Source organism: uncultured Alistipes sp. (assembly GCF_902388705.1).
GTDB lineage: Bacteria > Bacteroidota > Bacteroidia > Bacteroidales > Rikenellaceae > Alistipes.
The window spans coordinates 1-26327 of sequence record NZ_CABMQJ010000016.1 but is presented as its reverse complement, the minus strand read 5'-3'; the positions used below and the strand labels follow the sequence as shown (position 1 = coordinate 26327).

Annotated in this window: 26 protein-coding genes and 1 pseudogene; 8 read left to right on the top strand and 19 right to left on the bottom strand. The window is 59.6% G+C overall.

Translation table 11 applies throughout. From position 1 onward, the window contains the following. The first annotated feature begins 120 nt into the window (after positions 1–120). From QZT71_RS06300 to QZT71_RS06290, 3 genes are read left to right on the top strand one after another with little or no spacing between them, the layout of a single operon-like run. Positions 121–579, top strand: a complete 459-nt coding sequence (locus QZT71_RS06300; protein WP_295913983.1) for a DedA family protein — start codon at positions 121–123, stop codon at positions 577–579. A 1-nt stretch (position 580) separates the two neighbouring features. After that, positions 581–1033: a GNAT family N-acetyltransferase gene (locus QZT71_RS06295; protein ID WP_295913982.1), complete on the top strand. Its 453-nt coding sequence runs from the start codon at positions 581–583 to the stop codon at positions 1031–1033. Between the two features lie 6 nt (positions 1034–1039). Then, positions 1040–1765 (top strand): DUF5131 family protein, encoded by a 726-nt coding sequence (locus QZT71_RS06290; protein ID WP_295913981.1) that lies wholly within the window; start codon positions 1040–1042, stop codon positions 1763–1765. A gap of 184 nt (positions 1766–1949) precedes the next feature. Here the strand turns inward: QZT71_RS06290 and QZT71_RS06285 are convergent, their stop codons facing one another. From QZT71_RS06285 to QZT71_RS06245, 9 genes are all read right to left on the bottom strand, one after another. Then, on the bottom strand, positions 1950–2474 hold the full coding sequence (locus QZT71_RS06285) for a ferritin (RefSeq protein WP_295913980.1): 525 nt from the start codon (positions 2472–2474) through the stop codon (positions 1950–1952). 175 nt (positions 2475–2649) lie between these two features. Next, a complete protein-coding gene (locus QZT71_RS06280; RefSeq protein WP_295913978.1) occupies positions 2650–3495 on the bottom strand; it encodes a PepSY-like domain-containing protein in 846 nt (281 codons plus the stop codon). 18 nt (positions 3496–3513) lie between these two features. Continuing rightward, positions 3514–3957, bottom strand: coding sequence for a PepSY-like domain-containing protein (locus tag QZT71_RS06275; RefSeq protein ID WP_295913977.1), 444 nt, complete (start codon positions 3955–3957; stop codon positions 3514–3516). Between the two features lie 103 nt (positions 3958–4060). Further along, positions 4061–5341: a HAMP domain-containing sensor histidine kinase gene (locus QZT71_RS06270; RefSeq protein WP_295913975.1), complete on the bottom strand. Its 1281-nt coding sequence runs from the start codon at positions 5339–5341 to the stop codon at positions 4061–4063. Continuing rightward, positions 5338–6015 (bottom strand): response regulator transcription factor, encoded by a 678-nt coding sequence (locus QZT71_RS06265; protein WP_295913974.1) that lies wholly within the window; start codon positions 6013–6015, stop codon positions 5338–5340. Before QZT71_RS06265 ends, QZT71_RS06270 begins: the two co-directional genes overlap by 4 nt. A gap of 485 nt (positions 6016–6500) precedes the next feature. Continuing rightward, positions 6501–7529 carry a beta-ketoacyl-ACP synthase III gene (locus QZT71_RS06260; protein WP_295913973.1) on the bottom strand — a complete coding sequence of 343 codons (1029 nt, stop codon included), beginning with the start codon at positions 7527–7529 and terminating at the stop codon, positions 6501–6503. 24 nt (positions 7530–7553) lie between these two features. Further along, positions 7554–8501 carry a phosphate acyltransferase PlsX gene (plsX, locus tag QZT71_RS06255; RefSeq protein ID WP_295913972.1) on the bottom strand — a complete coding sequence of 316 codons (948 nt, stop codon included), beginning with the start codon at positions 8499–8501 and terminating at the stop codon, positions 7554–7556. A gap of 147 nt (positions 8502–8648) precedes the next feature. After that, positions 8649–8834 (bottom strand): 50S ribosomal protein L32, encoded by a 186-nt coding sequence (gene rpmF, locus QZT71_RS06250; protein ID WP_014774705.1) that lies wholly within the window; start codon positions 8832–8834, stop codon positions 8649–8651. Between the two features lie 92 nt (positions 8835–8926). Beyond that, positions 8927–9508, bottom strand: a complete 582-nt coding sequence (locus tag QZT71_RS06245) for a DUF177 domain-containing protein (protein ID WP_295913971.1) — start codon at positions 9506–9508, stop codon at positions 8927–8929. A 173-nt stretch (positions 9509–9681) separates the two neighbouring features. Here QZT71_RS06245 and QZT71_RS06240 point away from each other — a divergent pair, with 173 nt between their 5' ends. Beyond that, positions 9682–10086, top strand: a complete 405-nt coding sequence (locus QZT71_RS06240; protein ID WP_295913970.1) for a hypothetical protein — start codon at positions 9682–9684, stop codon at positions 10084–10086. A gap of 109 nt (positions 10087–10195) precedes the next feature. Here QZT71_RS06240 and gap read toward each other — a convergent pair whose 3' ends face one another. The 4 genes from gap to QZT71_RS06220 form a co-directional block, all read right to left on the bottom strand. Beyond that, positions 10196–11212, bottom strand: coding sequence for a type I glyceraldehyde-3-phosphate dehydrogenase (gap, locus tag QZT71_RS06235; RefSeq protein WP_295913969.1), 1017 nt, complete (start codon positions 11210–11212; stop codon positions 10196–10198). A gap of 87 nt (positions 11213–11299) precedes the next feature. Then, a complete protein-coding gene (locus QZT71_RS06230; protein ID WP_295913968.1) occupies positions 11300–12082 on the bottom strand; it encodes an ABC transporter ATP-binding protein in 783 nt (260 codons plus the stop codon). Beyond that, positions 12079–12822 (bottom strand): ABC transporter permease, encoded by a 744-nt coding sequence (locus QZT71_RS06225; RefSeq protein WP_295913965.1) that lies wholly within the window; start codon positions 12820–12822, stop codon positions 12079–12081. The genes QZT71_RS06230 and QZT71_RS06225 overlap by 4 nt, the downstream gene beginning before the upstream one ends. Before the next feature lie 4 nt (positions 12823–12826). Next, on the bottom strand, positions 12827–13243 hold the full coding sequence (locus tag QZT71_RS06220; protein ID WP_295913962.1) for a DUF4834 domain-containing protein: 417 nt from the start codon (positions 13241–13243) through the stop codon (positions 12827–12829). A 193-nt stretch (positions 13244–13436) separates the two neighbouring features. Here QZT71_RS06220 and purB point away from each other — a divergent pair, with 193 nt between their 5' ends. Continuing rightward, positions 13437–14783 (top strand): adenylosuccinate lyase, encoded by a 1347-nt coding sequence (gene purB / locus QZT71_RS06215; protein ID WP_295914023.1) that lies wholly within the window; start codon positions 13437–13439, stop codon positions 14781–14783. A 107-nt stretch (positions 14784–14890) separates the two neighbouring features. Here purB and QZT71_RS06210 read toward each other — a convergent pair whose 3' ends face one another. Beyond that, the gene (locus tag QZT71_RS06210; protein ID WP_295913958.1) at positions 14891–16489 is read right to left on the bottom strand and encodes a CotH kinase family protein; all 1599 of its coding nucleotides are present in this window, start codon (positions 16487–16489) and stop codon (positions 14891–14893) included. Between the two features lie 687 nt (positions 16490–17176). Here QZT71_RS06210 and QZT71_RS06205 point away from each other — a divergent pair. Then, positions 17177–18643 carry an amino acid permease gene (locus QZT71_RS06205; RefSeq protein ID WP_295913955.1) on the top strand — a complete coding sequence of 489 codons (1467 nt, stop codon included), beginning with the start codon at positions 17177–17179 and terminating at the stop codon, positions 18641–18643. 178 nt (positions 18644–18821) lie between these two features. Here the strand turns inward: QZT71_RS06205 and QZT71_RS06200 are convergent, their stop codons facing one another. Further along, positions 18822–21212: a TonB-dependent receptor gene (locus QZT71_RS06200; RefSeq protein ID WP_295913952.1), complete on the bottom strand. Its 2391-nt coding sequence runs from the start codon at positions 21210–21212 to the stop codon at positions 18822–18824. Positions 21213–21756: 544 nt separating this feature from the next. Between QZT71_RS06200 and QZT71_RS06195 the strand changes: the two genes are divergently transcribed. Continuing rightward, positions 21757–22032 carry a hypothetical protein gene (locus tag QZT71_RS06195; RefSeq protein ID WP_295913949.1) on the top strand — a complete coding sequence of 92 codons (276 nt, stop codon included), beginning with the start codon at positions 21757–21759 and terminating at the stop codon, positions 22030–22032. 616 nt (positions 22033–22648) lie between these two features. Further along, on the top strand, positions 22649–23179 hold the full coding sequence (locus tag QZT71_RS06190) for an outer membrane beta-barrel protein (RefSeq protein ID WP_295913946.1): 531 nt from the start codon (positions 22649–22651) through the stop codon (positions 23177–23179). 385 nt (positions 23180–23564) lie between these two features. On the opposite strand, the gene QZT71_RS06185 is transcribed toward QZT71_RS06190, so the two are convergent. The 4 genes and pseudogenes from QZT71_RS06185 to QZT71_RS06170 form a co-directional block, all read right to left on the bottom strand. Beyond that, a complete protein-coding gene (locus tag QZT71_RS06185) occupies positions 23565–24614 on the bottom strand; it encodes a type II secretion system F family protein (RefSeq protein WP_295913945.1) in 1050 nt (349 codons plus the stop codon). Beyond that, entirely contained in the window at positions 24598–25185 is a 588-nt protein-coding gene (locus QZT71_RS06180; protein WP_295913942.1) for a hypothetical protein, read from the bottom strand. Before QZT71_RS06180 ends, QZT71_RS06185 begins: the two co-directional genes overlap by 17 nt. Next, on the bottom strand, positions 25173–25556 hold the full coding sequence (locus tag QZT71_RS06175) for a hypothetical protein (RefSeq protein WP_295913939.1): 384 nt from the start codon (positions 25554–25556) through the stop codon (positions 25173–25175). Before QZT71_RS06175 ends, QZT71_RS06180 begins: the two co-directional genes overlap by 13 nt. Further along, positions 25544–26327 (bottom strand): annotated as a pseudogene (locus QZT71_RS06170) (hypothetical protein); the annotation flags it as partial. The pseudogene QZT71_RS06170 and the gene QZT71_RS06175, both read right to left, overlap by 13 nt.

Genomic DNA, 26327 nt, shown 5'->3' with positions numbered 1-26327 from the left:
TCTGATTTATGTTCAGACAAAATTAGCGCTTTTTACAGGGTACCTGCAAGCCCTTTCGGGCAAAAAAACTATCTTTGTCCCGCAGGCAGACTACTCTTGCACAAAATCGGACACCCGCACATGGAATCGCTCACACAATTTCTGGTCGACTGGGGCTACTGGGGCCTCTTCCTCTCGGCGCTGGTCGCCGGGAGCGTCCTGCCGTTCAGCTCCGAGGCCGTCATGATCGTGCTCGTGCACATGGGACTCGACCCGGTGCTGTGCATCGCCGCGGCCTCGCTGGGCAACACGCTGGGCGGCATGAGCTGCTACTGGATCGGCACGCTGGGCAAGAGCGAATGGATAACCCGGCTGGGCGTAAGCGACAAGCAGTTGGCGCGGGCGCGCAAATTCCTCGCGGGACGCGGGGCGTTGATGGCTTTTTTCGCATTCCTGCCTACAATCGGCGAAGCCATCGCCATCGTGCTGGGGCTGATGCGCAGCAACGTCTGGCTCACGGGCGGCTCGATGCTCGTCGGTAAAACCCTGCGTTACATTGTCGTACTGGCGACTTTCGAAAGCGCCGTATCGCTTTTCTGACATGGAAATCGAAATTGTAAAGACCGACACGCCTCGGCGCGACCTGCTGCTGCTGGCCGACGAATCGGAAGAGTCCGTAGCCGACTATGCCGGCCGCGGCACAACCTATGTCGCATGCCGCGGCGGGGAAATCCTCGGCCAGTATGTATTCCTGCACACGCGGCCGTTCACGGCCGAAGTGGTCAATATCGCCGTCGTCCCCGAGCACCAGCGCAAGGGCGTCGCCACGGCCATGCTCCGCCACGCCGTCGCCACGGCCCGTGCGGCCGGGTTCCATCTGCTCGAAATCGGCACGGGGGATTTGGGCGTGGGACAGATTGCGCTCTACGAACGCTGCGGCTTCGTCCGCTGCGGCGTCGACGTGGATTATTTCAGCAAACACTACCCCGTTCCGTTTTTCGAGAACGGCGTCGAGTGCCGCCACATAGTGCGCCTGCGCATGGAACTCAAATAGCGGTTTATGTCGGTCGGATGGAACCCGTGGCACGGATGCCGCAAAATCAGCGAGGGCTGCCGCCACTGCTACGTCTACCGGCAGGACGCGCAGCACGACAAGGACAGCCGCGAGGTGCGGAAAACCGCAGCCTTCAACCTCCCCGTGCGCCGCACGCGCGACGGGCGCTACAAAGTGCCGCCGGGCGAGATGGTCTACACCTGCTTCACCTCCGACTTCCTCGTCGAAGAGGCCGACGCATGGCGCGCCGAGGCGTGGGAGATGATTCGCATGCGCAGCGACCTGCGCTTCTTATTCATCACCAAGCGCATCGACCGCCTCACACAGGTCTTGCCGCCCGACTGGGGCGAGGGCTACGAGAACCTCGCCGTGGGCTGCACCGTCGAGAACCAGTCGATGGCCGACTACCGCCTGCCGCTGTTGCTGGAGGCACCCCTGCGCCACAAGCTGATTATCTGCGCGCCGCTGCTCGGGCCGCTCGACATCGCGCAATACCTCACCCCTGAAATCGAGGAGGTTTCGGTCGGCGGCGAATCGGGCAACGAGGCCCGGCCCTGCGACTTCGACTGGGTTCTCGGCATCCGCCGCCAGAGCGTCGAAGCAGGCATTCCGTTCTGTTACCACCAGACCGGGGCACGGCTGCTGAAAGACGGCCGCCTGTACCGCATCCGCCGCCAGTACCAGCATTCGCAGGCCCGCAAGGCGGGAATCGACTACAAAGTCTGGCGGTAGCGACACTGTACGGCACGCGTTTGCCGCACGCTCCGCCTACGCAAAAGCCGGACAGTTCCGGTCCACGCGTCGCCAGCCCCCCGGCTCCGCTCCCGAAACGCAAGGCGCCGTTGTGCGGCGGCGCCCTGCAAAAAAGCCGCCCCGGTTTCCCGGAGCGGCCGCTTAATAGCTATGGCATTACGAATTATGCGTTGGCGGCAGCCAGCGGCGATGCCTGCTGGTAGGTGCGTGCGGCCAGCTCCTTGTCGAGCGTATAGAGGCCGAACTTGTTGCCTTCGACAGCCTCGCAGGCGGTAATCATGTCGCGGGCCGACTCCTCCTCCTCGACCTGCTCGTCGACGAACCATACGAGCATGTTCGACGAAGCGAAATCCTTGTCGGCGGCGGCAATGGCCGCGAGGTTGTTAATCATCGCCGTGACCTTTTTCTCATGCACGAGCGTATCCTTGAACATATCCAGCGGCGAGTCCCATGCGGTGCGCACCTCCGCAATCGGCTGCAGCACGACCTGGGCGTCGCGCGAATTGATGTAGTTCATCAGGATGCGGGCATGGTCCTGCTCCTCCTGGAACTGGACGAAGAACCAGTTTGCAACGCCTTTCAACCCCTTGGCTTCGGCGTCCATCGACATCGAGAGATAAAGATAAGCCGACCATAACTCGGCATTGATCTGCGCATTCAGCGCTTCGTGTAATTCCTTGCTTAACATAGTGGTATTGTTTTAAGTTTGTGTTTTCTTTTCCTGATACAAATATACAATAGTTTTTGCCGATTTGTACCGGAATCCCATCGTATTATTTTATAACCATATAGCTTTCCGTTATAACAAAAAAAAACGGGGCCCGCACCCGATGGCGCGGCCCCGCAAAATGCCAGGCGAAAGGTCAGAGAATCGTACCGTCGGGCAGGATGCGCAGTTCCGCTTCGCGCTCCGACTGCGGCTGCTCCAGTTCGAGGAGGTACCACTCCCCGTCGGGACTGTCGTAATGGTCCGCATCATCGATTTTCCAGTTCGCATACTGCGAGCCGGCGAGCGCCGCAATCACTGCGACGGGAAGCCCGCTGCTGCGCACTTCGGTCTTGGTCCACAGCCATGCATCGCCCGTGCCGAAGCATACCTCGCGCGGCGTGCGGCCGTCGATGATTTCGACCTCGAGCGTCCCCTTTTCACACTCCGCATCGGCGATGCGCGCCCCGGGGTATTTCCCGGCGATGAAATCGCGCACGGCCTGCGGAAGTTCCTGCGGGAGCATCCCTTCGCGGTCGTCGTCGCCATCCGTATCGGGCACGGCGCGCAGCAGCACGCCGTCCGCCGAATACCAGAGGTCGAACTCTTCCTTCCCCCGCTCGACCTCGAGCACATAGACCGTTTCCAGCCCCTCGCGCATCAGCTTGTCCACATCGTCCACCTGCCATGCGGCATAGTCGCCGGATTCGAATGCCGTGCGCACCGCCTCGGGCAGCTGCGCATAGGGTACGTCCTGCTCGGTCATGTACCACTTGCCGGCGGCGTCGAACCACGCCTGCATGCCTGCTCCCCCGTCACGAAAGTCGGCGACCATATATCCGCCCCTGTCCGACCATTCGACATGGGTTGCGCCGGGGTACATCTCCCCGAAAACGCCCTGCACGGCGGCAGGCACCCTTACCGACTCCCTGTCATCGTCATTGCAGGCCGTCATCGCCACCAGCGATGCGAAGCCCAGCATCCATACTGCCAACTTTTTCATAACAGACTCCAGTTTAAATTAATCGTCGATGTCGATCAGGCGGAACTTCAGGTCGAATTTCAAATCGAGGCCGTTGTCCAGTTCCACTTCGTAATCGCGGCGGTCACGGTCGATGGCCGTGATTTTGCGGCCGGGATAGTTCTTGGCCACGTAGTCGCGGATTTGCTGCGGGACAATGGCGGCAGGCACCTCGCCGTACTTGTATTCGACGTCTTTCCATTCGCCGCTTTTCGCGAACTCGACTTTCGCGCCGTTGACGAAGACGACCTTGTAATCCTTGTCGAAAAGTCCCTCGTCCACCTTGGAGAAAGAAACCTCGACACCCGAAAAATGGGTCTTGATAAATTCCTGCGACACGGCCGGAAGTTCGCCGACGGCGATCGGACGGTCGTTATCCGCGAATGCGGGAGCGGAAGTTGCGAGCAGGGCCACGCCTGCGAGAATCATTGTGAGCTTTTTCATAATCGTTTCGATATTAGGTTTAACTTATTATTCACCCTGCAAAGTTGCTACCCAAAGTTGAAACGAATTTGAAATAAACGGCCGAATTCGGTTTTTTTCGAAATTATGCAGGAAAATGCACGGTGAAACAGTGGCACCTATTTATATAAGCGTAGCCGATGCGCAACCCGTAGAGGCGGCACACGGCGTCGACAATCGAAAGCCCCAGCCCCGTCGAGCCCTCTTTTTTCGCCCCCTGGTAGAACCGTTCGAAGATGTGTTCCGCGTCGAGCGGCCCCTGTGCCCCGGCATTGCATACGCGCAGTTCGCGCGCCGCGACCGTTACGTCCACCTCTCCGCCCGCATCGCCGTGTACGAAGGCATTTTTCAGCAGGTTCGTCACCAGGCTCGCCGCCAGCGAAGGGTTCATCAGCGCCGCCAGCCGCTGCTCTTCATGCAGCACGAAGCGCATGCCGCGCCCGGCGTATATCTCGCCCATATCCTCGGCCGTACGCCGCACCAGCGCATTGAGATCGACCTGTTCGGCCTCGGGGAACTGGCCGTTCTCGATTTTCGAGAGCAGCAGCAGCGAACGGTTGAGCCGGACGAGGTAGTCCAGCGTCCGCTGTACTTTCAGGATTTCGCCGAGTTGTGACTCGCTCAACGCAGAGCCGTCGTCGACGAGCATCTCCAGCCGGTTGCGGCAGACGGCCAGCGGGGTCTGCATCTCGTGCGAGGCGTTGCCGATAAACTGCTTCTGGCGCTCGAACAGCGACTCCGCACGTTCGGCATAGCGGCTTGCGGCTTCGTTCAGCCGGCGGAACTCGGTGATATTCGTATCGTTGGCGAGCGGTGCGTTCTTCCCGCCCACGATGTAGCCGTCGAGCCACCGCAACAGGGCGTAGAGGGGCCGCAGCGTGCGGTGCAGCACCAGCACGTTGATAAGCAGAATCGTCAGCAGCAGGAAAAGGTAGAGGCAGACTATCCACCGGAGTATCGCCTCCTGCAAATCGTCCTTTTCGATGGTCGGGGTCATCACGGTCAGCTCCTTGTAATTTCCCTCCCCATCGCGGAAAATCATCCGCAGCACCCGGGCCGGCTCCTCCTCGTCCTTCTCGGGAATGAAGATTTCCTCGTCGCTGTACACCATATGGCGCCGCGAACCGGCGTACTCGGCCGACACGTCGTGCAGGAAATAGCCGTTGTTGCTGCCGGAAAAGGCTTGCGGCAACTCGCGGCCCGCAAGGCTGCGCCTGACCAGCACCTCGGCGTAATTTTCCAGCGAATCGTCCACTTCGTCGTTAATCTCGTCGATGAGCGTGAAATAGAACAGCACGGCCCACGCCGCCAGCAGCAGCGAGAGGGCCCAGGACATGTGCAATACGATGCGGTAAACCAATTTCATGGGGTAACGAGTTTATAGCCGAAGCCGTAGACAGCCCGGATTTCGATGTCGGCCTGCGCGTCGTGGAGCCTGCGGCGCAGGTTTTTCATCTGGGCGTAGACGAAGTCGAAGTTGTCGGCCTGGTCGATATGGTCGCCCCACACGGCCTCGGCCAGCATCGTTTTGTCGACCATGTGGTTGGGGCGGCTCATGAAATAATAGAGGATGTCGTATTCCTTGCGCAGCAATTCGACCTGCTGCCCGGCCACCTCCACGCGGCGGCTGTCGGGAAACAGCCGCACATTCCCGGCATCGAGGCTCTGCAGCCCGTCGCGCTGGTGGCGGCGCACGACGCTGCGGATGCGCGCGCTCAACTCGGCGAGGTGGAACGGTTTGGGCAGGTAGTCGTCGGCCCCCAACTCGAGCCCCTCGACCTTGTCGTCGAGCGAATCGCGGGCCGAGATGATGATGACGCCCGCCCGCTTGCGCTGCCGCTTGAGCTCCTCCAGCAGGCGCAGTCCGCTGCCGTCGGGCAGCATGATGTCCAGCAGGATACAGTCGTAGTCGTATCCGGCGATTTTGTCCAGGGCCGAGGTGTAATCGGCGGCCTGTTCGACCACATACTGTTCGCGGCGCAGGGTCTGCACCATGATCTCCCGCAGGGAGGGTTCGTCCTCGACGATCAGGATTTTCATAGGCGGCAATTGTTTCGGAGGCAAAACTAACGCGCGAATCCGAAAAGAAACTGAAATCGCAACGATGTCCCGCACGCCAAATATACGAAAAATCCCGGTTCGGTCACACCGGCTGCCGGCGCTGCCGGAACAGTTCCGCACCGCGGTAGCGCGCTCATCCCGGCAAAAGCTCCGCAATCCGGGCGGCATCCCTGCATATCCGGCGCAGCACAACACACGGAAAAGCGGGCCGCCGTACTCGGAAAAGCACACCGCTGCACACGAAAAAGCACACCAGGCACACGGGAAAACGGGCCGCAGGACTCGCCCCCCCCACCGTCGCACATGGAAAAGCACACTGCCGTACTCGGAAAAGCACACGCCACACTCGGAAAAGCACACCGTCGCACATGGAAAAACCCACCGTCGCACATGGAAAAGGGCGGAAACGCAATGCGCTTCCGCCCTTCTATCACGTCCCGGCAGCCATTCGCCACCCGGGGAAACTATTTCTTGGCAAGGTCGACCTGGCAGGCTTTCGAACCGTCGTAAGCCCACTTCACGTAGATGGCGCCCCAGGTATACCCGCCGCCGAAAGCCGACAGGATGAGGTTGTCGCCCGGACGCAGCTCCTTCTCGTAGTCGTACAGACACGAGGGAATCGTCGCGGCCGTGGTGTTGCCGTTCCGGTCGATGTTTATCATGCATTTCTCGTGCTCCAGTCCCATGCGGCGCGCCGTAGCGTCGATGATGCGCAGGTTGGCCTGGTGGGGAACCAGGTAGCTGATGTCCGCGGAAGTGAGGTTGTTGCGCTCCATGATTTCCACCGAAACATCGGCCATCTTCGAAACGGCGGCCTTGAATACGGCGTGTCCGTCCCACATAATCGTATGCCAGTTGTTCTGTACGGTTTCGACCGACGCGGGATAGCGCGAACCGCCGGCTTTCATATAGAGCTGCAACTCGCCCGAACCGTCCGAACGCAGGATTTCGTCCAGAATGCCGAATCCCTCCGTATTGGGCTCCAGCAGCACGGCGGCAGCGCCGTCGCCGAAGATCGGGCAGGTCGAACGATCGGTATAGTCGACAATCGACGACATCTTGTCGGCGCCTACGACCACTACTTTCTTGCACGAGCCCGACTCGATGAACTTGGCACCCGTCGTCAGGGCGAAAAGGAAGCCGCTGCAGGCCGCCGAAACATCGTACGCAAAGGCGTTCTTGCAACCCGCCTGGTCGGCAATCAGGTTGCCCGTCGAAGGGAAGAACATGTCGGGGGTTACCGTGGCGCAAATCACCAAATCCACCTCCATCGGGTCGACCCCGGCCTTATCCAGGAGGTTGATGACCGCACGGGCGCCCATGTACGAGGAGCCTACGCCCTCTCCCTTGAGGATGTGGCGCGTCTTGACGCCGATATGCGACATGATCCACTCGTCGGACGTGTCGACCATCGTGCTCAATTCTTCGTTGGTGAGGATATAATCGGGGAGATATTGTCCCACACCCGTTATTGCTGCTGTTATCTTACCCATTAACTTTTTTCCTAAAGTGTATAATTAATTTTTGAAAGCGCGCTGCAACTTGGCGGTCAGGCCTACTCGGATGCAACGCTCGGTCGAAAGGATCATGCTCTTGATGGCCTTGGGCGACGAGATACCGTGGCCGATCACCACGGGCGCATTTACGCCGAGCACGGGCGTACCGCCCACGTTCTCGTAGTTCATCGCGTCCCAGAAAGCGTTGCCGCCCCCGAGCGCCTTGTTGATGCGATAGAGCCCCTCGGCCATCTTCAGCACCGTATTGCCCACGAAGCCGTCGCAGACGATTACGTCCGCAACCTTGCCCGTGAAGATGTACGATCCCTCGACGTTGCCGGCGAAATGGATACGTTCGTCGGCCTTCAGCAAATCATAGGTGGCTTTGGTCTGCGCATTTCCCTTGGTTTCCTCCTCGCCGATATTGAGCACGGCGACACGGGGTTTTTCGATTCCGAGCACGGCTTCGGCGTAGATCGAGCCAATCAGTCCGTACTGGGCCAGCACCTCGGGTTTGCAGTCCACGTTCAGGCCGACGTCCAGCAGGAGCGCAGGACGCCCCGTAACCGTGGGAACGACCGATGAAATCGCGGGGCGGATAACCCCCTCGATCGGCTTCACCGCGTACATCGACCCGACCATCATGGCTCCCGTGCTGCCGGCACTTGCAAAACCGTCGACGGCCCCTTTGGCCAGGTAACCGAAGCCTACCGTAATGCTCGAATCGGCCTTGGCCTGGAAAGCCTTGGCGGGATGGTCGCCCATCTCGATGACCTCGGTGGTCGCAACGATGTCGAAACGCTCCGCAGGGCAGTTTTCGGCCTCGAGCACGGTTTTAATCTTCGCCTCGTCACCGAACAATACGATACGGCTGTCCGGCCCGATTGCATCGAGTGCCATGACGGCCCCCTTGACCGCCGCCTCGGGAGCGAAATCGCCGCCCATGGCATCTACACCAATCTTTAACATAATCGTGCGATTAGGTTTAACTTCATCTACCGCCCCGCCCGAGGGCAGGCACGGTACGCAGCCGCCCGCCCGCATACGGCGGGAACAGGAAGTTGCTGAAACTAAAAAGAGGGCAGCCTCGCGGTTGCACTCTTCCTGCTGCCGGATTTATTCGGCCGCTTTCTTCTCGATCGCCAGCTTTCCGCGATAGAAGCCGCATTCGGGGCATACGCGGTGGTACAGCGTAGCAGCGCCGCAGTTCGAGCAGGTAACTACCGTCGGAACGACAGCCTTGTAATGAGTTCTTCTCTTATCGCGTCGCGTCGACGAGACTTTGTGTTTAGGATGTGCCATTTTACAATATAAATTATAAGTTTAACGTATTTCCGTTCAAAAATATTTCCCGACCGCTCCCGGTGCGAACCGTTCTGCGGCCGGAGCGGCTGTTATTCTTCCTCTTTTACGTGCCCGTCCTGCGCCTCCTCGGCTTCCATCTGCTCCTTGAGCGCGGCCAGTTTGGCCCATTCGCCCCCGTTGTGCTCCTCCTCGGCACGGGCTTCGATGTCCCCGAACTCCGCGTCGGAAACGATGCGGAAGCGCTTCAGCATCTCGGGATTGCACTCCCCGTCGGGATGCACCCGCTGGTAAGGCAGCGCCAGGACGATGCTCTCGTAGATGTACTGCGTCAGGTCGATTTCGTCCTCCATGGGCAGCAGCCACATCACCTCGCCGTCGTACTCGCGGACTTCGTCGGAGAATTTCACCAGCAGCTGCCCCTCGTAATGCACCGGCACCCGGCAGTCCTCCAGGCAGCGGTCACACTCGACCACAACGCTGCCGTCGACGGTAACATCGAGCGTAAGCATCGCTTCGCCGCGTTCCATAACGACCGTGACGCCGCATGCCCCGTCCTTGATTTCGGTGCTCCCGAAAGCTTTGAACAGCGAACCGTCAACCTCGAAATGAAAGTCGTGCAGGCCGCTTTTCAACCCCTTGTAGGCAATCGTATATCTTTTCGCTTCCTCCATACGAGCACATTTAGGGCACAAAGTTACGAAAATATAAGACATTTGCAAAGAAATTGCCGAGTTTTGCACACGGCGCACCGCACATCCGCCCGGCGTATCCTCCCCGGAGAGGCGTACGGAATTTCACGGCACGGAATTCGCCGAACGATGAAAAATCGCTATATTTGTACCCTATGGCAACAAACGAGGGATTCACAATCGAGATTTCGAGCCGCTACGACGGCTGGTGGCGCTACAATGTGGCGCTGATGTGCGGCTGTTTCGACGCCGCAGGCAACCGCACCGGCTTCGTTTCGGCGGAATCGCATGTCGCCGACGTCGGCGCGAATCTGGAAAAGAAACCCGATGAGGCCGGCGGCGACCGCAGCCTACGCCTCGCCACCGAAGCGTGCGACCATCTGCTGCTCTATATTTATATTGTCCCCCACACGCTGCCCGCAGGCAACGACATCGGCGACACGCAACCGTTCGAAGTCGATTTCCGCATCACCTGCGGCGGCAAACTCCTCCGCACCGAAAAGCGCCTTATCAACCAATGGTCGGGCGCCTCCGTCGAGATGCGGGTGGAACGGGAATAAAAGCCCCCGGAGCGGCGACAGCACAACCGCAATCCCCGGCCGGCACAGCAGCCTACAAAAAAAAAGAGGAAACCCGCAGGTTCCCTCTTCGTTATCGAACGGCTTACGACTATTTGTTGTTGTAAGCAGCCATCTTCTCGATCAGCATGAGCACCTTGTTCGAGTAGCCCCACTCGTTGTCGTACCACGAAACGACCTTCACGAACGTGTCGGTCAGTGCGATACCGGCAGCCTTGTCGAAAATCGACGTACGTGCGTCGCCCAGGAAGTCGGACGAAACGACAGCCTCCTCGGTGTAGCCCAGGATGCCTTTCAGCTCGCCGTCGGCAGCAGCCTTCATGGCAGCGCAAATCTCGTCGTACTTGGCGGGTTTAGCCAGGTTTACGGTCAGGTCGACAACCGATACGTCGAGGGTCGGAACGCGCATCGACATACCCGTCAGTTTACCGTTCAGTTCGGGAATAACCTTGCCTACGGCCTTTGCAGCGCCGGTCGACGAGGGGATGATGTTGCCCGAAGCGGCACGGCCGCCGCGCCAGTCCTTCATCGAGGGACCGTCGACGGTTTTCTGCGTTGCGGTGGTCGAGTGAACCGTCGTCATCAGACCGTCGGTGATACCGAACTTGTCGTTCAGCACCTTGGCAATCGGAGCGAGGCAGTTCGTGGTGCACGATGCGTTCGAAACGATGGTCTGGCCGGCGTAGGTGTCGGTGTTGACGCCGCATACGAACATCGGGGTGTCGTCCTTCGAGGGAGCCGACATAACGACGTATTTCGCACCTGCTGCGATGTGTGCCTGTGCTTTCTCCTTGGTGAGGAACAGACCGGTCGACTCAACGACGTACTCTGCGCCCACTTCGTTCCATTTGAGGTTTGCGGGATCTTTCTCGGCAGTTACGCGGATAGCTTTGCCGTTAACGATCAGCTGGCTCTTCTCGACGTTGTAGTCGACCGTACCATTGAAACGACCGTGCATCGTGTCGTACTTGAGCATGTAGGCCATGTAATCTACCGATACGAGGTCGTTGATTCCTACAACCTCGATGTTTTCATTGGTGCATGCAGCGCGGAACACCAAGCGGCCGATACGACCGAAACCGTTGATACCAACTTTGATCTTTGACATAATTTTACGATTTATTTGTTAATAAAAATTCCGTTATTTTTTCACAGCGCAAAATTACATACTTTATGTATATTACGCAAATAAAAATTAAATTTTTTTAGGAATCCCGTCCGGTCGCTCTGCAGCGAGTTTGGCCCGTTTCGCCATGGCCGAGGCGAAGACGAAATCGTTCAGTTCCCGGTTGTCGGCATGCAGGATGACGTCTTTGGTGCCCTCCCACCATTTACGACCGTCATGGATGTATACAATTTTCTCGCCGATTTCCATGACCGAGTTCATGTCATGCGTGTTGATAATCGTCGTGATGTTGTATTCACGCGTGATTTCGTGAATCAGGTTGTCGATGACAATCGAGGTCTGCGGGTCGAGGCCCGAGTTGGGTTCGTCGCAGAAGAGGTAGCGGGGATTGAGCACGATGGCCCGGGCGATGGCCACGCGCTTGATCATGCCGCCCGACAGCTCGGCCGGATAGAGGTGGTTGGCATCCGCCAGCCGCACGCGCTGCAGGCAGAAATCCACACGTTCCATCTTCTCCTTCTCGCTCTGCGAGGTAAACAGGTCGAGCGGCAGCTTGACGTTCTCCTCGACGGTCGAGGAGTCGAGCAGCGCCCCGCCCTGGAAAATCATGCCGATGTCCTTGCGGATGGCGCGGCGCTGGCGGAAATCGAGCTGCGTGAAATTCGTGTCGTCGTACCACACATTCCCCGAGTCGGGTTCGTGAAGTCCCACCAGCGTCTTGAGCAGCACGGTCTTGCCCGACCCGCTGCGGCCGATGATGAGGTTGGTTTTCCCGGTTTCGAATTCAATCGAAATGTCGTCGAGCACCACGCGCCCGTCGAACGATTTGGTGATATGATCGGCGCGTATCATATGAGCAGGACTTGTGTCAGTATGAGGTTGAAAATCATAATCACGACCGAACTGGCCACCACGGCGCGCGTCGAAGCGGCGCCCACTTCGAGCGAATTGCCTTTGGCGTAGTAGCCGTAGAACGCCGAAATCGAGGTGATGATATAGGCGAAAACCGAGGTCTTGATAAGCGAATAGACGATCGAATAGGGTTTGAAGTCCATCAGCAGTCCGTCGACGTAGTCGGCGGGAATCATGATGCCCGTCAGGTAGGCAATCGCCCAGCCGCCGATGATGCCGATGGCGATACTCAAAATCGTCAGGAAGGGGAAGAATACCACAGCAGCCACGATTTTGGGCAGGATGAGGTACGAGGCCGAATTGACGCCCATAATCTCCAGCGCGTCGATTTGCTCGGTGATGCGCATGGTGCCGATCTCCGAGGCGATACTCGACCCGACCTTGCCGGCGAGTATCAGCGCCACGACCGTCGACGAAAACTCGAGAATCATCGTTTCGCGCGTGGCATACCCCACCAGCGAGCGGGGAATGAACGGCGAATCGAGGTTGATGCACATCTGCAGGGTGATGACCGCGCCGATGAAGACCGAGATGATGGCCGTCAGGCCGATCGAATCGACGCCCAGCGACTCCATTTCGTAAATGATGCGGCGGCGGTAGATGGCGGCTTTCTCGGGACGGGAAAAAACCTTTCCCATCAACATGAAGTAGCGCCCTATCAACTCGAATATCTTCAGCATACCGCTATTCTTCTTTCGGTTCCCTGGTCTCTTCGAATTCGACGTAGTCGCCGACATTTCCCGACACCCGTTTTTCGGGAGTTTCCGAGGTTCTGTAAACTTTCACCTCGCCCTCGCGGCCTTTGCGGGGCTCGCCGGAGAAGGGCGCACCGAAGCCCTGCCCGCCGGGATTCCGTCCGCCGAAACCCTCGCCGAACTGATCCTCCATCTGTCGGCGCACCTTGTAGATACGCCAGCGGAACAACAGGATCGCCGCCACGACCAATAATAGGATACCCATAATGCCATATAGAAAAAAGAGCGCGATGCCCTTGAGCAGCGCCGGGGCGCCGAGGGCCAGGATGACGATGACGAGCACCGTCAGCGGATTGCGCTGTACGAATCTCACGAGGGCATCCAGAATCGCTGTTAGAAAATTCATCTCATTTCGGTTTACAACCCTACAAAGGTAGGGAAAATTATGCTTATTTCAATTAAATGTCGTAAATTTGGTGCCGGAACTTTGCGCACGGGCGGGTGCGAAGCCCGCCGGCCGGCCCTGCCGGACAAAAGCGAAGTCCCGATACCCCAGGCGGATTAAACAAAACACACATACCAAATCCATGAACAACCATATGCTCAACTGCCTTACAGCCATTTCGCCCGTCGACGGCCGCTACCGTAATACAACGGAGAAACTCGCCGATTATTTTTCGGAACAGGCGCTTATCCGCTACCGCATCCGTGTCGAAGTCGAATACTTCATCGCGCTGTGCGAAATCCCGCTGCCCCAGCTGGCGGGTATCGACCGCACGAAATTCGCGGCCCTGCGCTCCCTGTACCTCGATTTCTCGCCATCCGACGCCGAGCGCGTAAAGGAAATCGAATCGGTCACCAACCACGACGTCAAAGCCATCGAGTACATTATCAAGGAGAAAATGGACAACCTCGGGCTGGAGGCTTTCAAGGAGTTCGTACACTTCGGCCTCACCTCGCAGGACATCAATAATACGGCCATTCCGCTTTCGCTCAAGGAGGCGATGACGGGAGTTTACTACCCCGCCGCCGAGGAGGTGCGCGACAAACTGGCGGCTTTCGCCGAGGCGTGGCGCGAGGTGCCGATGCTGGCGCGAACGCACGGACAGCCCGCCTCGCCCACGACGCTGGGCAAGGAATTCATGGTGTTCGTCGAGCGCCTCGAGAAACAGCTCGCCATGCTGCACGACATCGCCGTGCCGGCCAAGTTCGGCGGCGCCACGGGCAACTTCAACGCCCACCGCGCGGCTTACCCGCAATACGACTGGGTGGCTTTCGCCAATAAGTTCGTCAACGAGACGCTGGGCCTCTGCCGCTCGCAGTACACCACACAAATCGAGCACTATGACAACCTCGCGGCCATCTTCGACAACATGAAGCGCATCGACACGATCCTGATCGACCTGTGCCGCGACATGTGGACATACATTTCGATGGAGTACTTCAAGCAGCAAATCAAGGCGGGCGAAGTCGGCTCGAGCGCCATGCCCCACAAGGTCAACCCCATCGACTTCGAGAACGCCGAGGGCAACTTCGGCATCGCCAACGCCCTGTTCGAACACCTCGCGTCGAAACTCCCCGTTTCGCGCCTGCAGCGCGACCTCACGGACTCGACCGTGCTGCGCAACATCGGCGTCCCGGTAGCCCACGCCGCCATCGCTTTCCGCTCGCTGATGAAAGGGCTGAACAAGGTCATCCTCAACCGCGAGGCGCTCGACCGCGACCTGGAGAACAACTGGGCCGTCGTAGCCGAGGGCATCCAGACCGTCCTGCGCCGCGAGGGGTATCCCAAGCCCTACGAAGCGCTCAAGGCCCTGACCCGCACCAACGCCCATATCACGCACGAGTCGATTGCGGCATTCATCGAAACGCTCGAGGTGGCCGACCCGGTGAAAGAGGAGCTGCGCGCCCTCACGCCTTCGGCCTACACGGGCGTATTCCGCTAACCGGAAACACGCGCTACCGGGCAGCGCATCCGCGACCGGCAAGCGCACGGACAAAGGCCGCCGTCCCCCAAAGAGGACGGCGGCCTTTATTTCTCCAGCACGGCCAATCAGAGTTTTGCCACCTGCCCGTCCATCCACGCCAGGCGGTCGCTGTAATTCTTTTTCAGCAATTCCACGGCATCGTGCCACGCCAGCGTCTCGTCGCGGTTGAAATTCCCGGTCAGCGTCCACATGTCCCAGTTGGCCCCGGCCGACACTTCGAGTTTTTCGGCTTCGGCATCGATGAACGCCGGAATCGTTTCGAACGCCGGTTTATATGCCTGCCAGCGCTCCTTGACGCGCGCCGCGAAGATTGGATCGGCGAACAGGCGTTTGTACCACAGGCTCCGGTCGCCCCCTTCCTTGCTGAAGTCGGTTATTTCGTACTCCTTGAGCAGGAACGAGGTCGAGGGAATGAAAGTCATCAGGTCGAAATCCCACAGCGGCCCGGCGCAGAGTTTCTCGCCCCGCTCCTTGTACATGTAGCAGCTGCCCGGCAGGCGCGTGTCACGGTTGTGGCACAGTTCGATTACAATCCACCAGTCGGCGAACGAATCGATGTCGATGTAGTCCCGGTAGGCGGGATCGGGCTGCTCCCCGGCACAGAGCAGTTCCTCGACTTTGTTTATATAATCGGCGATATAGGTTTTCTGCCCGGCGGTCAGCACCTTCTCGTCCGGCTTTTTGATGTTGACCGGCAAATCGCGGTATTTCGTCCGGAACTTGTTGGGCTCGTCGTAATAACGATCCACTTCGAGCAGGTAGCCGCCCGTCAGGGCCTCACCCGCGATGTCCTGGGCGGTCATCTCGGTAATATCCACCCGGTTCTTGTCCACGCGTATCTGCTCGCAGAGCTGGTAGCTGCCGAGGTATTTGCCGTTGAGCACGACCTCGACGAAACGGCTGTCGGGCGTCCAGGCCAGCTGCGTGCGGCGGCCGATTTCATAGGCCACGCGGTTGCGCAGCAGCGTCCGGTCGCCCGCATTGGCCAGCAGCACCCAGCGTTTCTGCTTGTTCATGCCCATCACGGGGCTCTTCTCCGCCAGTTTGATGGCATAGGGTTTCTTGTCGCGGCTCCACGAATTGTGGCCGCGGCCCTTGATTTCGATCTCGGCGGCCAGTTCGTCGCATTCGCCCTCCTGCCGGTCTATCACCATGCGGCCGGGAATCCATACGTCGCGCGACGTCACGCCCTTTTGGCCGTCGGTTACGATTCCCACGACAGGACACCCCGTGTAGCCGTCGTTATCGAGCACCGCAGTGAACTCCTTGTACTGCCCGTCGTCGGCATAGAGGCGGTAAACCACCGGCTTCGAAAAATCGTTGGCCGTTTTTCCGGACTGCTGCTCCGCATCGTCGACCGTAACGCGGGCGGCAACGGCGTCGAACTCGGCCACAAGCTGCGTACGGTCGGCCTTGTAACCGGAAATACGGCCGTTCCACCGGCCGGCCGACGCTTCGGGCGCAAACACGACGGTCCCGAATATCCGCTCGTTGGCGTCGGGAGCAATCGCCAGGCTCTTCAGCGCCAGGTCGTCGTAAGTCACCGTTTCGGGAGCAGGCCCGGGGTCGGGAGTCTTCTCACGGGAGGGGGATTTAATGCAGGACGCCATCAACAGCAGTCCCGAAAGCAGCAAACCGAGGGGGGGGGAGATTTTTGTTTTCATAACCGGGAGGAATTAGTGGAATTGAGATACGTCAAAGTTATGCAAATAATCCGGTTTTACCAAATCCGCCCGTCGATTAAACCAAAACGCGCAAACAACAACAAAAACAGGCAGGTTCTGCTATTCGCCCCGCGACCTGCCGTTTCTGGCACGCGCTTTGCAACTGATTCTGTCAACTGCGGAACAGCAACCGCAGTGAGGTTTCTTCATTTATTTAAGTTTGGGTTAGTAGTTTTAGGAGGGCAAACCTCCGGGGGCAGCAGGCAATCGCGAGATTCCCTGCTGTTTTGTTTTGCGGCCGGTGTTCCCTGCGGGCAGGGATTCGTACCTCCGCCGGGCGCAAGTGCGGCACGTTCGGGCCAATCGCATTCCGGGACGAAACACCGACGGTTTTTGCACGTATTTTGTATGAATCGAATCAACTGCGGAACAGCAACCGCAGTGAGGTTTCTTCATTTATTTAAGTTTGGGTTAGTAGTTTTGGAGGGCAATCCTCCAGCAGCAGCAGGCAATCGCGAGATCCCCTGCTGTTTTTTTATTCCCCGCCGGCAAGGGCCGCGCACGCACGATTGCCGGCGGGCGCAGAATGCCCGCACACGCCATGCATCCGCCCGAACACACACCCGCCGTTACCGGCTGCGGCACGAAAACTGATTGGCCGCCAGGTAATAACCACAATTCCACATTATGGCAAAACGTAAAAATATCACCACGACACAGCTCGCCCTGATGACCGCGGCGGCGGTCATCAGCCTGCGCGGTCTGCCCATGATGGCGCAGGAGGAGCTGACGATGTTCTTCTACATCTTCTTCGCCACCTTCCTTTTCCTGATTCCCGCGGCGCTGGTAGGCGCCGAACTGGGAAGCGCATTCGCCTCGCGGGGCGGCGGCGTCTACACCTGGGTCAAGGAGGCGTTCAACCGCCACATGGGCTTTGCGGCCATCTTCCTGCAATGGATACAGAACGTCGTATGGTACCCCACCGTGCTGGGCTTCGCCGCGGCGTCGATCGCCTACATGATCGGCATGCCCGATCTGGCGCAGAACGGCCTCTACGTCGGGCTCTTCTCCATCGCCATGTACTGGTGCGCCACGCTAATCACGCTGCGCGGCACGTCGGCCATTTCGGGCATCACCAGCAAGGGCTTCCTTATCGGCACCGTCCTGCCGGGCATCGTCGTCATCGTCATGGCTGTCATCTGGATGGCCGGCGGCAACTCCATAGCGCTGGAACACATCCCCGACACCGTCACCCAGGTCGTCAACGTCGACGCCGCGCACCACGTCCACCCGCGTCTTTTCCCCCACATCACGGGCATGAGCGACATCGCGTTCCTCGCGGGTATCCTGCTGCTCTTCGCCGGCGTCGAGGTGCACGCCGTGCACGCTCCGGAGCTGAAGACCCCGCAGACACAGTTCCCGCGCGCCATGTTCCTCGCGGCGCTGATTTCGTTCGGGCTCTTCACGCTGGGCGCGCTGGCCGTGGCCATTATCCTGCCCTACGACCAAATCAACCTCCAGTCGGGGCTGTTCACCACGTTCCAGATCGTCTTCGACCACTACCACGTCGGCTGGCTCTCGAACGTCATGGGGCTGCTCGTCGCGTTCGGCGCCCTTGCAGGCGTCATGTCGTGGATTTCGGGCCCCAGCCGCGGCCTGCTCTGGACGGCACAGGAGGGCGTGCTGCCCTGCTTCCTGCAAAAGACCAACAAAAACGGCGTGCAAATCAACATCCTCATCATACAGGGCTGCATCGTCACGGTGCTTTCGTCGCTCTACATCCTCATGAGCGACGTAAGCGTGGCGTTCTTCCTGTTGAGCGCACTGACCGTCGGGCTCTACCTCGTGATGTACATGATGATGTACGCCGCGGGCATCCGCCTGCGCTACACCCAGCCCAAGCTGGAGCGCAGCTACCGGGTGCCGGGCGGAAATGCGGGCATGTGGGCCGTCGGCGGCATCGGATTCCTCGCCGTGCTCTTCTCGTTCATCGTCACCTTCTTCCCGCCCTCGCAGCTGCCCGTGGGCAGCCCGGCGATGTATACCTGGCTGGTGGTCGTCGGCACGGCGGTGTTCCTCTCCATCCCGTTCGTCATCAGTTTCGTCATGGATCGCAGGAATGCCGGCAAAGCCGGGCCGGGCACCGGCAAATAAGCGCCCGGAACACAGAAAAACCGCAGGCCCGGCCACTCCGGGTTCTGCGGTTTGCTGTTTTCATGCGGCAGGTTTTGCTTTTCGGGATTTCCGTCCCGCAGGTTGAAACCGGGCACGGAGCCCGACGCCCCGGCCGGAGGAAAACGCCCCGGGTTCGCCTCGCCGGATGCGGCCGTCGTTAAAACTCGACGGTAATCCCCAGCGTCGGGATGAGCGTTCCGCTCTCCTGCCCGATGTACTTCATGCGGTAACGCTGTTCGGCGGCCGGAGCCCCGGGATTCTCGATTACCCCCGTCGACATCAGCACGTCGGGCTGCCGGAGCTTGCTGCCCGTCACGTTCTGCAGGTCGATATAAAGCCCCAGCATGCAGCGGCGGAAATAAAATGTCTTGTCAATGCGCAAATCCAGCTGTGCGAATGCGTCGAGCCGCCCGTCGTTGTAACGTCCATAGTCGTAATAAGGCCGTCCCTGCGCATTCCACGCCTCGACCAGCGACGACTTGTCGGTGTCGTAGGGCGTATAGGGCACCCCGCCCACGGCGCACAGGCGCGCCCCGACACTCCAGTTGCGCGGCAAATCGTACGTGCCGCTCACATTCACGACGAAGCGGCTGTCCCAGGCCGAAACGATGTAAGCGGAGCAGGCGTCGCTGCGGTATTCGCTGCGGAACAGCGTCACCGAGCCCACGAGGTTGACCTTTCCGGGCACCTGCCAGCGGGCCATCGCCTCGACGCCGTACGAGCGGCCCTCTGCCGAGGAGCGCAGCGCCTCGTTGCCGACCACCCCGTAGTCGTTGCCCTTGCAGGCGAGCGGAATGCCGTCGGCAAGGGAGAGGGGAATATCCCCGTATTTCTTGTAAAATCCCTCGAACGAAATCACCAGGCGGTCGCGCAGCCGCCAGCCGGCCCCGGCGCTGAACGCCCCGACGCGCATGTAATGCAGCGCTTTGTTCACCAGCGCCCCCTCCTGCTTGAATCCCAGTGCGGTATAGGGCGGCAGCTGGTAGTACAGCCCGGCGCTCCCGCTCAACGACCAGCCCTTGCTGAGCCGGTAAGAGAGCGACGCCCGGGGCGACAGCCGGCGCCACAACTGCGCCATGTGCGGCGAATAGTCGCATCCGTCGGCCCGCACGCCCACCGAAGCCGTGAAACGCCTGTCGGCCGAAGCGTAATCGGCGCCTGCGAAAAGGCCCCAGCCCACGATTCCCAGCCGGGTGTTGTAATCGGAAAGCACGGACTCGTCGGCATAGAGCCGCTGCAGGGTGCGGTTGGTGTAGCCTGAATAGCTCAACTCGGCGCCCTGGCGGAGCGTCCAGCGCCCCAGGTAGCTGCGGTTGCCGGCGCGCAACGTGGTCTTCTGCTCCACGGAGCGCAGCCGGAGGGTCAGGTTCTCCTCCGAGGAGTCGTCGTTGTCGCGGTATTTGAGGTTGCGGTTGTTCAGGTAGGTGTGGCTCAACGCCACCTCCTGCACGTGGCGGCCGGCATAATGGCGCCAGGCGGCGCCGACGGTAAAGGTCTCCTGCCGAATCCGCGGCAGGTAGCTCAACAGGTATTCGGCATCCTCGCCCTTTTCGTCGAGGTTGAGTTTCATGTTGTCGAAGCCCGCCAGCCCCAGCACCGTCAGTTCGTCGTGCTCCGAAATGCGGGTCTTGACCTTGAACTGGCCGTCGATGTAGTTGGGCAGGAACGGCAGTCCGATCATCTTGAACAGCAGCTGCAAGTAGGACTGGCGCAGCGAGAAGAGGTAGGAGGTCTTGTCGCCGATATGGCCGCTGCCGCTCAACGACACCTCCGAAGCCCCGAGCGTCGCCTTGAAGGTCTGCTTCTCGGGATTTCCGTCCCGCAGTTTGAAATCGAGCACGGAACTCAAAGCCCCGGCCCGGTCGGCGGGAAACGCCCCGGTGTAGAAATTAATCTCACGAATCAGGTCGGCGTTGACGATGCTCACCGGGCCGCCCGTAGCCCCCTGCGTGGCGAAATGGTTGATGTTGGGAATCTCGATGCCGTCCATGTAGAACTTGTTCTCCGAAGGACCCCCGCCGCGGACGATCAGGTCGTTGCGGTAGCCGACGGGCGAGAACGACACACCGGGATACGAGCGCACGATGCGCGAAACGTCGCGGTTGGCGCCGGGACTCTTCTCGATTTCCCGCAGGCCGATGATCTGCAGCCCCACGGGACTTTCGGCCGTCGCACGGAACGGCGAGGGGGCCACCGTCACGGCTTCGAGCTGCGTGGCGTCCTCCTCCAGCTCTATCTCGATGAAAGGCGTGGCGGCGGAAACGATATACTCGGGCGTCACGACGGTTTTATAGCCCACGGACGAAGCCGACAGGCGGTGGATTCCGGCGCGCACGCGCGCCATGCGGAAACGCCCCAGCGAATCGGTCGAAGTGCCCCGCTGCTCCTGCCCGACAGGAACGACGGCGGCATAGGCCACCGGCTGCCGGGTCAGGCGGTCGATCACCCGGCCGCTCACCGTATAGGTACTCTCCTGCGCGCTCGCCGCCGTGCAGAAGCACGACAACAGGACGACAAATGCACATATAATCCGCAGGTTCGAAGACATGATACTGCAAATGTATAAAATCGGAGCGGTTTTCCAACGACTCCGGCCGGCAAAATTTCCATGCGCGCCGCAACCGGATCGCACACACCCCATGCTCCAATAAAAAAGCCCTTTTTACCAGCCAGCTGTTTCGGACATTATTAATCCGATACAGGAACAAGCCGCAAATGCAAAAAAAATTCATTTTCCCGGGGATTATTTCGTCGGACATATTATTATATTATTATATAATAATAAAATTGCCTGCAACTTTTTCGCGACTTTTTTTTCGCCGAAGAAATAATGCGAAAATCTTGGAATTCAACATATTATATCATACCTTTGCACTAGTGACTAACATTGTATGATGCGACGTACCAGGCATTCCCCGGGATAGGGAGCCGTTCGTTTTTCAAAGGCACGACACCATTTCAGCCTATTTTCCGACCGGTCGGCACCGGTAAAATTGCAGCGTCCTCCGGCACGCTGTCGGACGGTTCGACCCGGATGTTGCGGGCTGCTTGAAATCGATACTTCATACGTCAATTATAAAAATATAAAAGTTATGAAAAAGCAAAATTACACTGCCGAAATCCCGGTCTCCAATCCTTACAATATCGCGGCGTTCGACGACCTGATCGCCAACATCCAGGCCGGTTATAACGAAGAAAAACGTCTGAAGAACGCCGCATTCGAATTCATGGCGGGCAAAGGCCTCTACCCCGAATTCCACGAATGGCTGCATAACTCCGGACACGGCCACCAGGGCGACAACATCATGGGGCGCCTCCGGATGGGCATGGCCGTCACCGACCGGGTTGCCAAATTCTTCGGCCGGTAAGCTCCCCGCCGCTCCGCCGAAAAGGCGCCCCCCCACGGGAAAACATTCGGCACACACGGTTTCTACGTTTAACGGCGGGATAAGGAGCGTCCGGGCCCGCCCGGAAAGGCTACTCCCGGCCCGGCCTCCCCTGCCGGAACTGCCGAAGCCCCCCCCCGAATCCGCCGGGATACCCACACGGGGCCGCAGGAGCCCGCATCCGGAACCCAGAATCTCCCATCATGAACCACTGCAGGAGCTCCCATTCGGAACCGCAGCCCCCAAAGCCGCCGGGACAACCACCCGGGACCACAGGCCCCTTTTCCCGAAAGACCGGAACCGACAGCGGCGACTTTTTCGCGACACCCCGTCCAAAGCCATTCGCCATGAATGGCTTTTTTATTTCCTGCCGGTTCCTGCGCAAAACAGCTGGCATAAACCGAGCCGGTTTCAACACCCGCGAAACCGCCCCGCAGGAAGTTTCCGGCAGAAATGGTTCATTTAGAAACTTCAGGCATTGATTTTTAGAACAATCCGGTTGGTTGAATTTATTTGCGCAGAAAAAAACTGTACTCTTTCTTTGCTTCCGGAACAGAAAAAACAGTTACACTTTTTGTCAAACAAACATTTTGCAAAGATGAAAAAAATCATGATGGTACTGCTTGCAGCAGTTGTATGCTTTACGGCAACCGGAAATGCTTCGGCACAGGACAAAGGTTTGTGGATCGGCGGCAAGCTGGGCTACTGGCACGACAAAACGAAAGGCGTCAAGACCGACTCGTTCTCGATTGCTCCCGAAGTAGGCTACGATTTCAACCAAAGATGGTCGGTGGGCGTAGCCCTCGGGTTCGAATACCTGAAAGTAAAGGACGGCGACAGCTACAACGTGTTCACCGCATCGCCCTATGCCCGTTACAAGTATTATAACAAAGGCATCCTGTCGCTCTTCCTCGACGGCGGCGTAGGTTTCGCCTGCGGCGATTACGAGGGATTCCAGGCCGGCATCACCCCGGGATTAAGCGTGAAAATCAACGAGCACTTCAGCTTCCTGACGCAGGTCGGGTTCCTGGGCTACCGCAAGGATTACTTCAACGGCGGCAGCGGGGAGGCTTTCGGACTGAAGCTCTCTTCGTCCGACCTGAAATTCGGATTCTACTACAAGTTCTGACGAACACCCCGCCCGGCCGCGAACGCCGCACCGGCAAACACCGGGCAGCATCCGTCCCGCCGCTGTCCGTACGGACACATCAAAAATCCGCCCTTATTTCAAAGGGCGGATTTAATTTCATGCAGGCGCACGAACCGGACAGGGTGCTTTACATCGCCTGAATCGATTATTCTTTCGGATGCCCGTCGTACGAATAAATCGAATGGCCATCCGCCAAATTTCCGAACCGTTGCGTCTTTTTGCCGATAAATTCGTCATGCGCATGAAGCCCCACAATTTCCAGGCCCGCTCCGGTGAAACAGTCCGACCCGCTGATACGGGCTATCGGTCGCAAAGCCGCCATATTTCGTGTACCCCGGAGTGAATTTTCCGTCCGGGCTTGAATTCACCCCATTATTCCGCCGAGTCGGAACATGGGCATATACATGGAAATCAGGATTACGGCCACCAGCAGGCCCACCAGCAGGATAAGCGCCGGTTCGAGCATTGCGCCCATGCGTTTAATTCCATATTCGAGCTCTTCGGTCAGCGCCTCGCCCTGGCGGCGGAGCATCTCCGGCAGGCGGTTGGTCTCTTCGCCCACACGCACGAGGGCGGCCAGTTTGCGGTCGTACAATTCCGGGAACCGGGCGATGCCGGCAGAGAATGCCTCGCCCTGCTCCAGCCTGCGGCAAATCGAGGCGAACGACTTCCGGTAAGGATAGAAGCCGATTACGTCGCAGAGCATCCCCACGCCCGCGAGCAGCGGAACGCCCGACGAGGTGAGCAGGTAAAGCAGTTTACAGAACTGCGCCTGCTGGTTTTTCCGCACAATCGCCCCCGCAACGGGCAGGTGCAGCAACAGGCCGGCCAGCCATGCCTGAACCTCCTCGCGGCCCCGGTTCGCATACAGCAGCAGGCAAACCGCAGCGGCTCCCGCACAGGCTGCGCCGGCATAACAGGGAAACGACTTCGACAAGCAGATAACCCACTGCGTCAGGGCGGGCAGTTCGCTGCCCATGCGGGCGTAGACCTGCTCGAACATCGGCACAATCACCGCCAGCATAAAGGCCACGACCGCTACGGCCGTCGAGAGGATTACCAGCGGGTAGCTGACGGCCGAAGACACCATTCTCCGCTGTGCGGCCCGTTTGCGGTAGTAGTCCCGCAGGAAATCGAGCGTGTCGGGCAGCCGCCCGGTCTGCTCGCCGATGCGCACCACGCCGCAGTCCAGCGACCGGAAAGCCCCGCTGCGCTCCATCGACTGCCACAGCGCCGCACCCCCGACCACATCCCTGTAAAGGCATTCGAGCAACGCTTTCAGCCGTACATCCCGCTCGCTCACGATGAGCAGCCCAAAGGCATGCGAAAAATCCAGCCCCGCCGTCAGCAGGGCGTGCAGCCCGGCGTAGAAAACCTCGCGCCGCGCATCGGTCATCTTACTCTTCGTAGCCATAGCCATTTTCTATTTCGTCCAACGCCATCCGGTACTGCCGCGAGGCGGACATCACCGGTAATTTCACCGTAAACCCCACCCCGAACCCGATTTCCACCGTATCCGGCACCGCATCGTATTCCGCCAGCCGCAACGCCGACACCCCGCCGAGCAGGGTATCGCAAAACCCGCCGCAGCGGTAAACCAGCACCGAATCGACGTGCGACAGCGCCGACAGGCGGCCGTTGCGGTACAATTCCAACCGTCCGGCCGCCGGGCAGAGGATACTGTCGGCATCCCCGACAAGCGACACGACACGGGTATAGCCTCCGCTGCGGCGGACGGCGGACGCCAACGCCCGGGCCCGCTGTGTCTGCAACCGGGTGAAAAGCGTCATCCCGTCCATTACGGTCAGGAAGACAATCCCCGCCACGAGCATCATCACCAGCGTCTCGACAAGGGTCGAGCCCCGAAAGGATGCCTTCCGCCACGCCGCACACGGTCTATCCAGGCCCGGCGGCGCCTTACGCGGCGCTTCGGTACGCCGGGAATAAGGCCCGGCAGCACTCCCGTATTTCGTCATTGCCTGCATTCGACGAGCTGTTTATGCACGATGCGTTTGCCGCTTCCGGACATCCGCGCGGAAATTTCGACTACCTGCAGGTCTGCAAAGTCCCCATAACACCCGATCCGCACGCTGATTTCGCCCCAGTCGTAAAGCTCGGCATAATCGCCGCAGGGCCACAATCCGGTACCGTACTTGTCGAAAGCCTCGCCGACACGGTATTCCGCCTCGGCGACCGCCAGTGCATCGTCGTCACGCAGCGTCAGGCGCGGCAGCAGCTCCAGGGCCGCCGCAAAGACCGTCAGGAACAACACCCCGGCCACGACGGCTTCGAGCAGCGAAGCCGCCCGCAGCCTGCGGCACGCCCCGCACACAAGCCGTCGGGTCACTCGACGCATGCCGCCTCCTTTCTCCGCGCCGCCGGCAACCACAGCGGCTGCGCCGTGACGGGGTTTTCGAGCACCGTGACATCGTAGAGCATATCCTTATAGTAGCCCTGCGGCGAAAAATAAACCGCCTGCCGCAGCACCGCACGGCCCGCGACGATGCCCTGCACCTGTGCAATGCCGTCGACATAGAGCAACCCCCGCACGCGCGCCGTACGCGACTGGAGGTAGTTGGCCGTGACCTTTTTACGGGCCACCGTATCCCGGACAATCACATAGCCGTTCACCGCGCCGTGCGCCCCCACTTCGGCGTAACGGCACGCATAGACGCCCGAAGGGTATTCCAGCACGGCGCGGGGTTCGATGACCGCCGTATCGCGCGCAAAGAGCTGCGCCGTAATGCGGGCACCGCTCCCCACGGTTATTTTACGGGCGCAGATAAGCAGGTGCTCCATGCGGCAGGTCGAATCGATGCGCAGTTCGCCGCCGTAGAGCATGATCCGCCCCCGAAGCGAACAACCGCCCACCTCGGCATCCCCGAGCCGGAAAACAGCGGCCGAATCCCGCAGGAACGACCGGAAAAGACTGTCGGGCAGCGGCCCGGCGGGGGCCTGCGGCATTCCCCGGAAAAGCCCCGCGGGCCGGGATACCGCGCCGGCAGACGGGACGGGTACAGCACCCTCCGAGCGCCGGATCGCCGCACGGGAAACCGCCGCGCCCCGGTAAAAATCGGAACCCACCCTGCCGTAGACCAGTCCGTTCTGCGGCAGGGGCAGGATTCCC

Excerpts from the sequence above, each read along its gene's own strand:
- QZT71_RS06225 (WP_295913965.1), bottom strand. The coding sequence starts at position 12,822 with ATGCTGAAGATATTCGAGTTGATAGGGCGCTACTTCATGTTGATGGGA.
- purB (WP_295914023.1), top strand. The coding sequence starts at position 13,437 with ATGCTCAACTGCCTTACAGCCATTTCGCCCGTCGACGGCCGCTACCGT.
- QZT71_RS06220 (WP_295913962.1), bottom strand. The coding sequence starts at position 13,243 with ATGAATTTTCTAACAGCGATTCTGGATGCCCTCGTGAGATTCGTACAG.
- QZT71_RS06180 (WP_295913942.1), bottom strand. The coding sequence starts at position 25,185 with ATGCAGGCAATGACGAAATACGGGAGTGCTGCCGGGCCTTATTCCCGG.
- QZT71_RS06285 (WP_295913980.1), bottom strand. The coding sequence starts at position 2,474 with ATGTTAAGCAAGGAATTACACGAAGCGCTGAATGCGCAGATCAATGCC.
- QZT71_RS06210 (WP_295913958.1), bottom strand. The coding sequence starts at position 16,489 with ATGAAAACAAAAATCTCCCCCCCCCTCGGTTTGCTGCTTTCGGGACTG.
- QZT71_RS06260 (WP_295913973.1), bottom strand. The coding sequence starts at position 7,529 with ATGGGTAAGATAACAGCAGCAATAACGGGTGTGGGACAATATCTCCCC.
- QZT71_RS06295 (WP_295913982.1), top strand. The coding sequence starts at position 581 with ATGGAAATCGAAATTGTAAAGACCGACACGCCTCGGCGCGACCTGCTG.
- QZT71_RS06290 (WP_295913981.1), top strand. The coding sequence starts at position 1,040 with ATGTCGGTCGGATGGAACCCGTGGCACGGATGCCGCAAAATCAGCGAG.
- QZT71_RS06185 (WP_295913945.1), bottom strand. The coding sequence starts at position 24,614 with ATGGCTACGAAGAGTAAGATGACCGATGCGCGGCGCGAGGTTTTCTAC.
- QZT71_RS06190 (WP_295913946.1), top strand. The coding sequence starts at position 22,649 with ATGAAAAAAATCATGATGGTACTGCTTGCAGCAGTTGTATGCTTTACG.
- QZT71_RS06175 (WP_295913939.1), bottom strand. The coding sequence starts at position 25,556 with ATGCGTCGAGTGACCCGACGGCTTGTGTGCGGGGCGTGCCGCAGGCTG.
- gap (WP_295913969.1), bottom strand. The coding sequence starts at position 11,212 with ATGTCAAAGATCAAAGTTGGTATCAACGGTTTCGGTCGTATCGGCCGC.
- QZT71_RS06265 (WP_295913974.1), bottom strand. The coding sequence starts at position 6,015 with ATGAAAATCCTGATCGTCGAGGACGAACCCTCCCTGCGGGAGATCATG.
- rpmF (WP_014774705.1), bottom strand. The coding sequence starts at position 8,834 with ATGGCACATCCTAAACACAAAGTCTCGTCGACGCGACGCGATAAGAGA.
- QZT71_RS06275 (WP_295913977.1), bottom strand. The coding sequence starts at position 3,957 with ATGAAAAAGCTCACAATGATTCTCGCAGGCGTGGCCCTGCTCGCAACT.
- QZT71_RS06280 (WP_295913978.1), bottom strand. The coding sequence starts at position 3,495 with ATGAAAAAGTTGGCAGTATGGATGCTGGGCTTCGCATCGCTGGTGGCG.
- QZT71_RS06270 (WP_295913975.1), bottom strand. The coding sequence starts at position 5,341 with ATGAAATTGGTTTACCGCATCGTATTGCACATGTCCTGGGCCCTCTCG.
- QZT71_RS06230 (WP_295913968.1), bottom strand. The coding sequence starts at position 12,082 with ATGATACGCGCCGATCATATCACCAAATCGTTCGACGGGCGCGTGGTG.
- plsX (WP_295913972.1), bottom strand. The coding sequence starts at position 8,501 with ATGTTAAAGATTGGTGTAGATGCCATGGGCGGCGATTTCGCTCCCGAG.
- QZT71_RS06195 (WP_295913949.1), top strand. The coding sequence starts at position 21,757 with ATGAAAAAGCAAAATTACACTGCCGAAATCCCGGTCTCCAATCCTTAC.
- QZT71_RS06205 (WP_295913955.1), top strand. The coding sequence starts at position 17,177 with ATGGCAAAACGTAAAAATATCACCACGACACAGCTCGCCCTGATGACC.
- QZT71_RS06300 (WP_295913983.1), top strand. The coding sequence starts at position 121 with ATGGAATCGCTCACACAATTTCTGGTCGACTGGGGCTACTGGGGCCTC.
- QZT71_RS06240 (WP_295913970.1), top strand. The coding sequence starts at position 9,682 with ATGGCAACAAACGAGGGATTCACAATCGAGATTTCGAGCCGCTACGAC.
- QZT71_RS06200 (WP_295913952.1), bottom strand. The coding sequence starts at position 21,212 with ATGTCTTCGAACCTGCGGATTATATGTGCATTTGTCGTCCTGTTGTCG.
- QZT71_RS06245 (WP_295913971.1), bottom strand. The coding sequence starts at position 9,508 with ATGGAGGAAGCGAAAAGATATACGATTGCCTACAAGGGGTTGAAAAGC.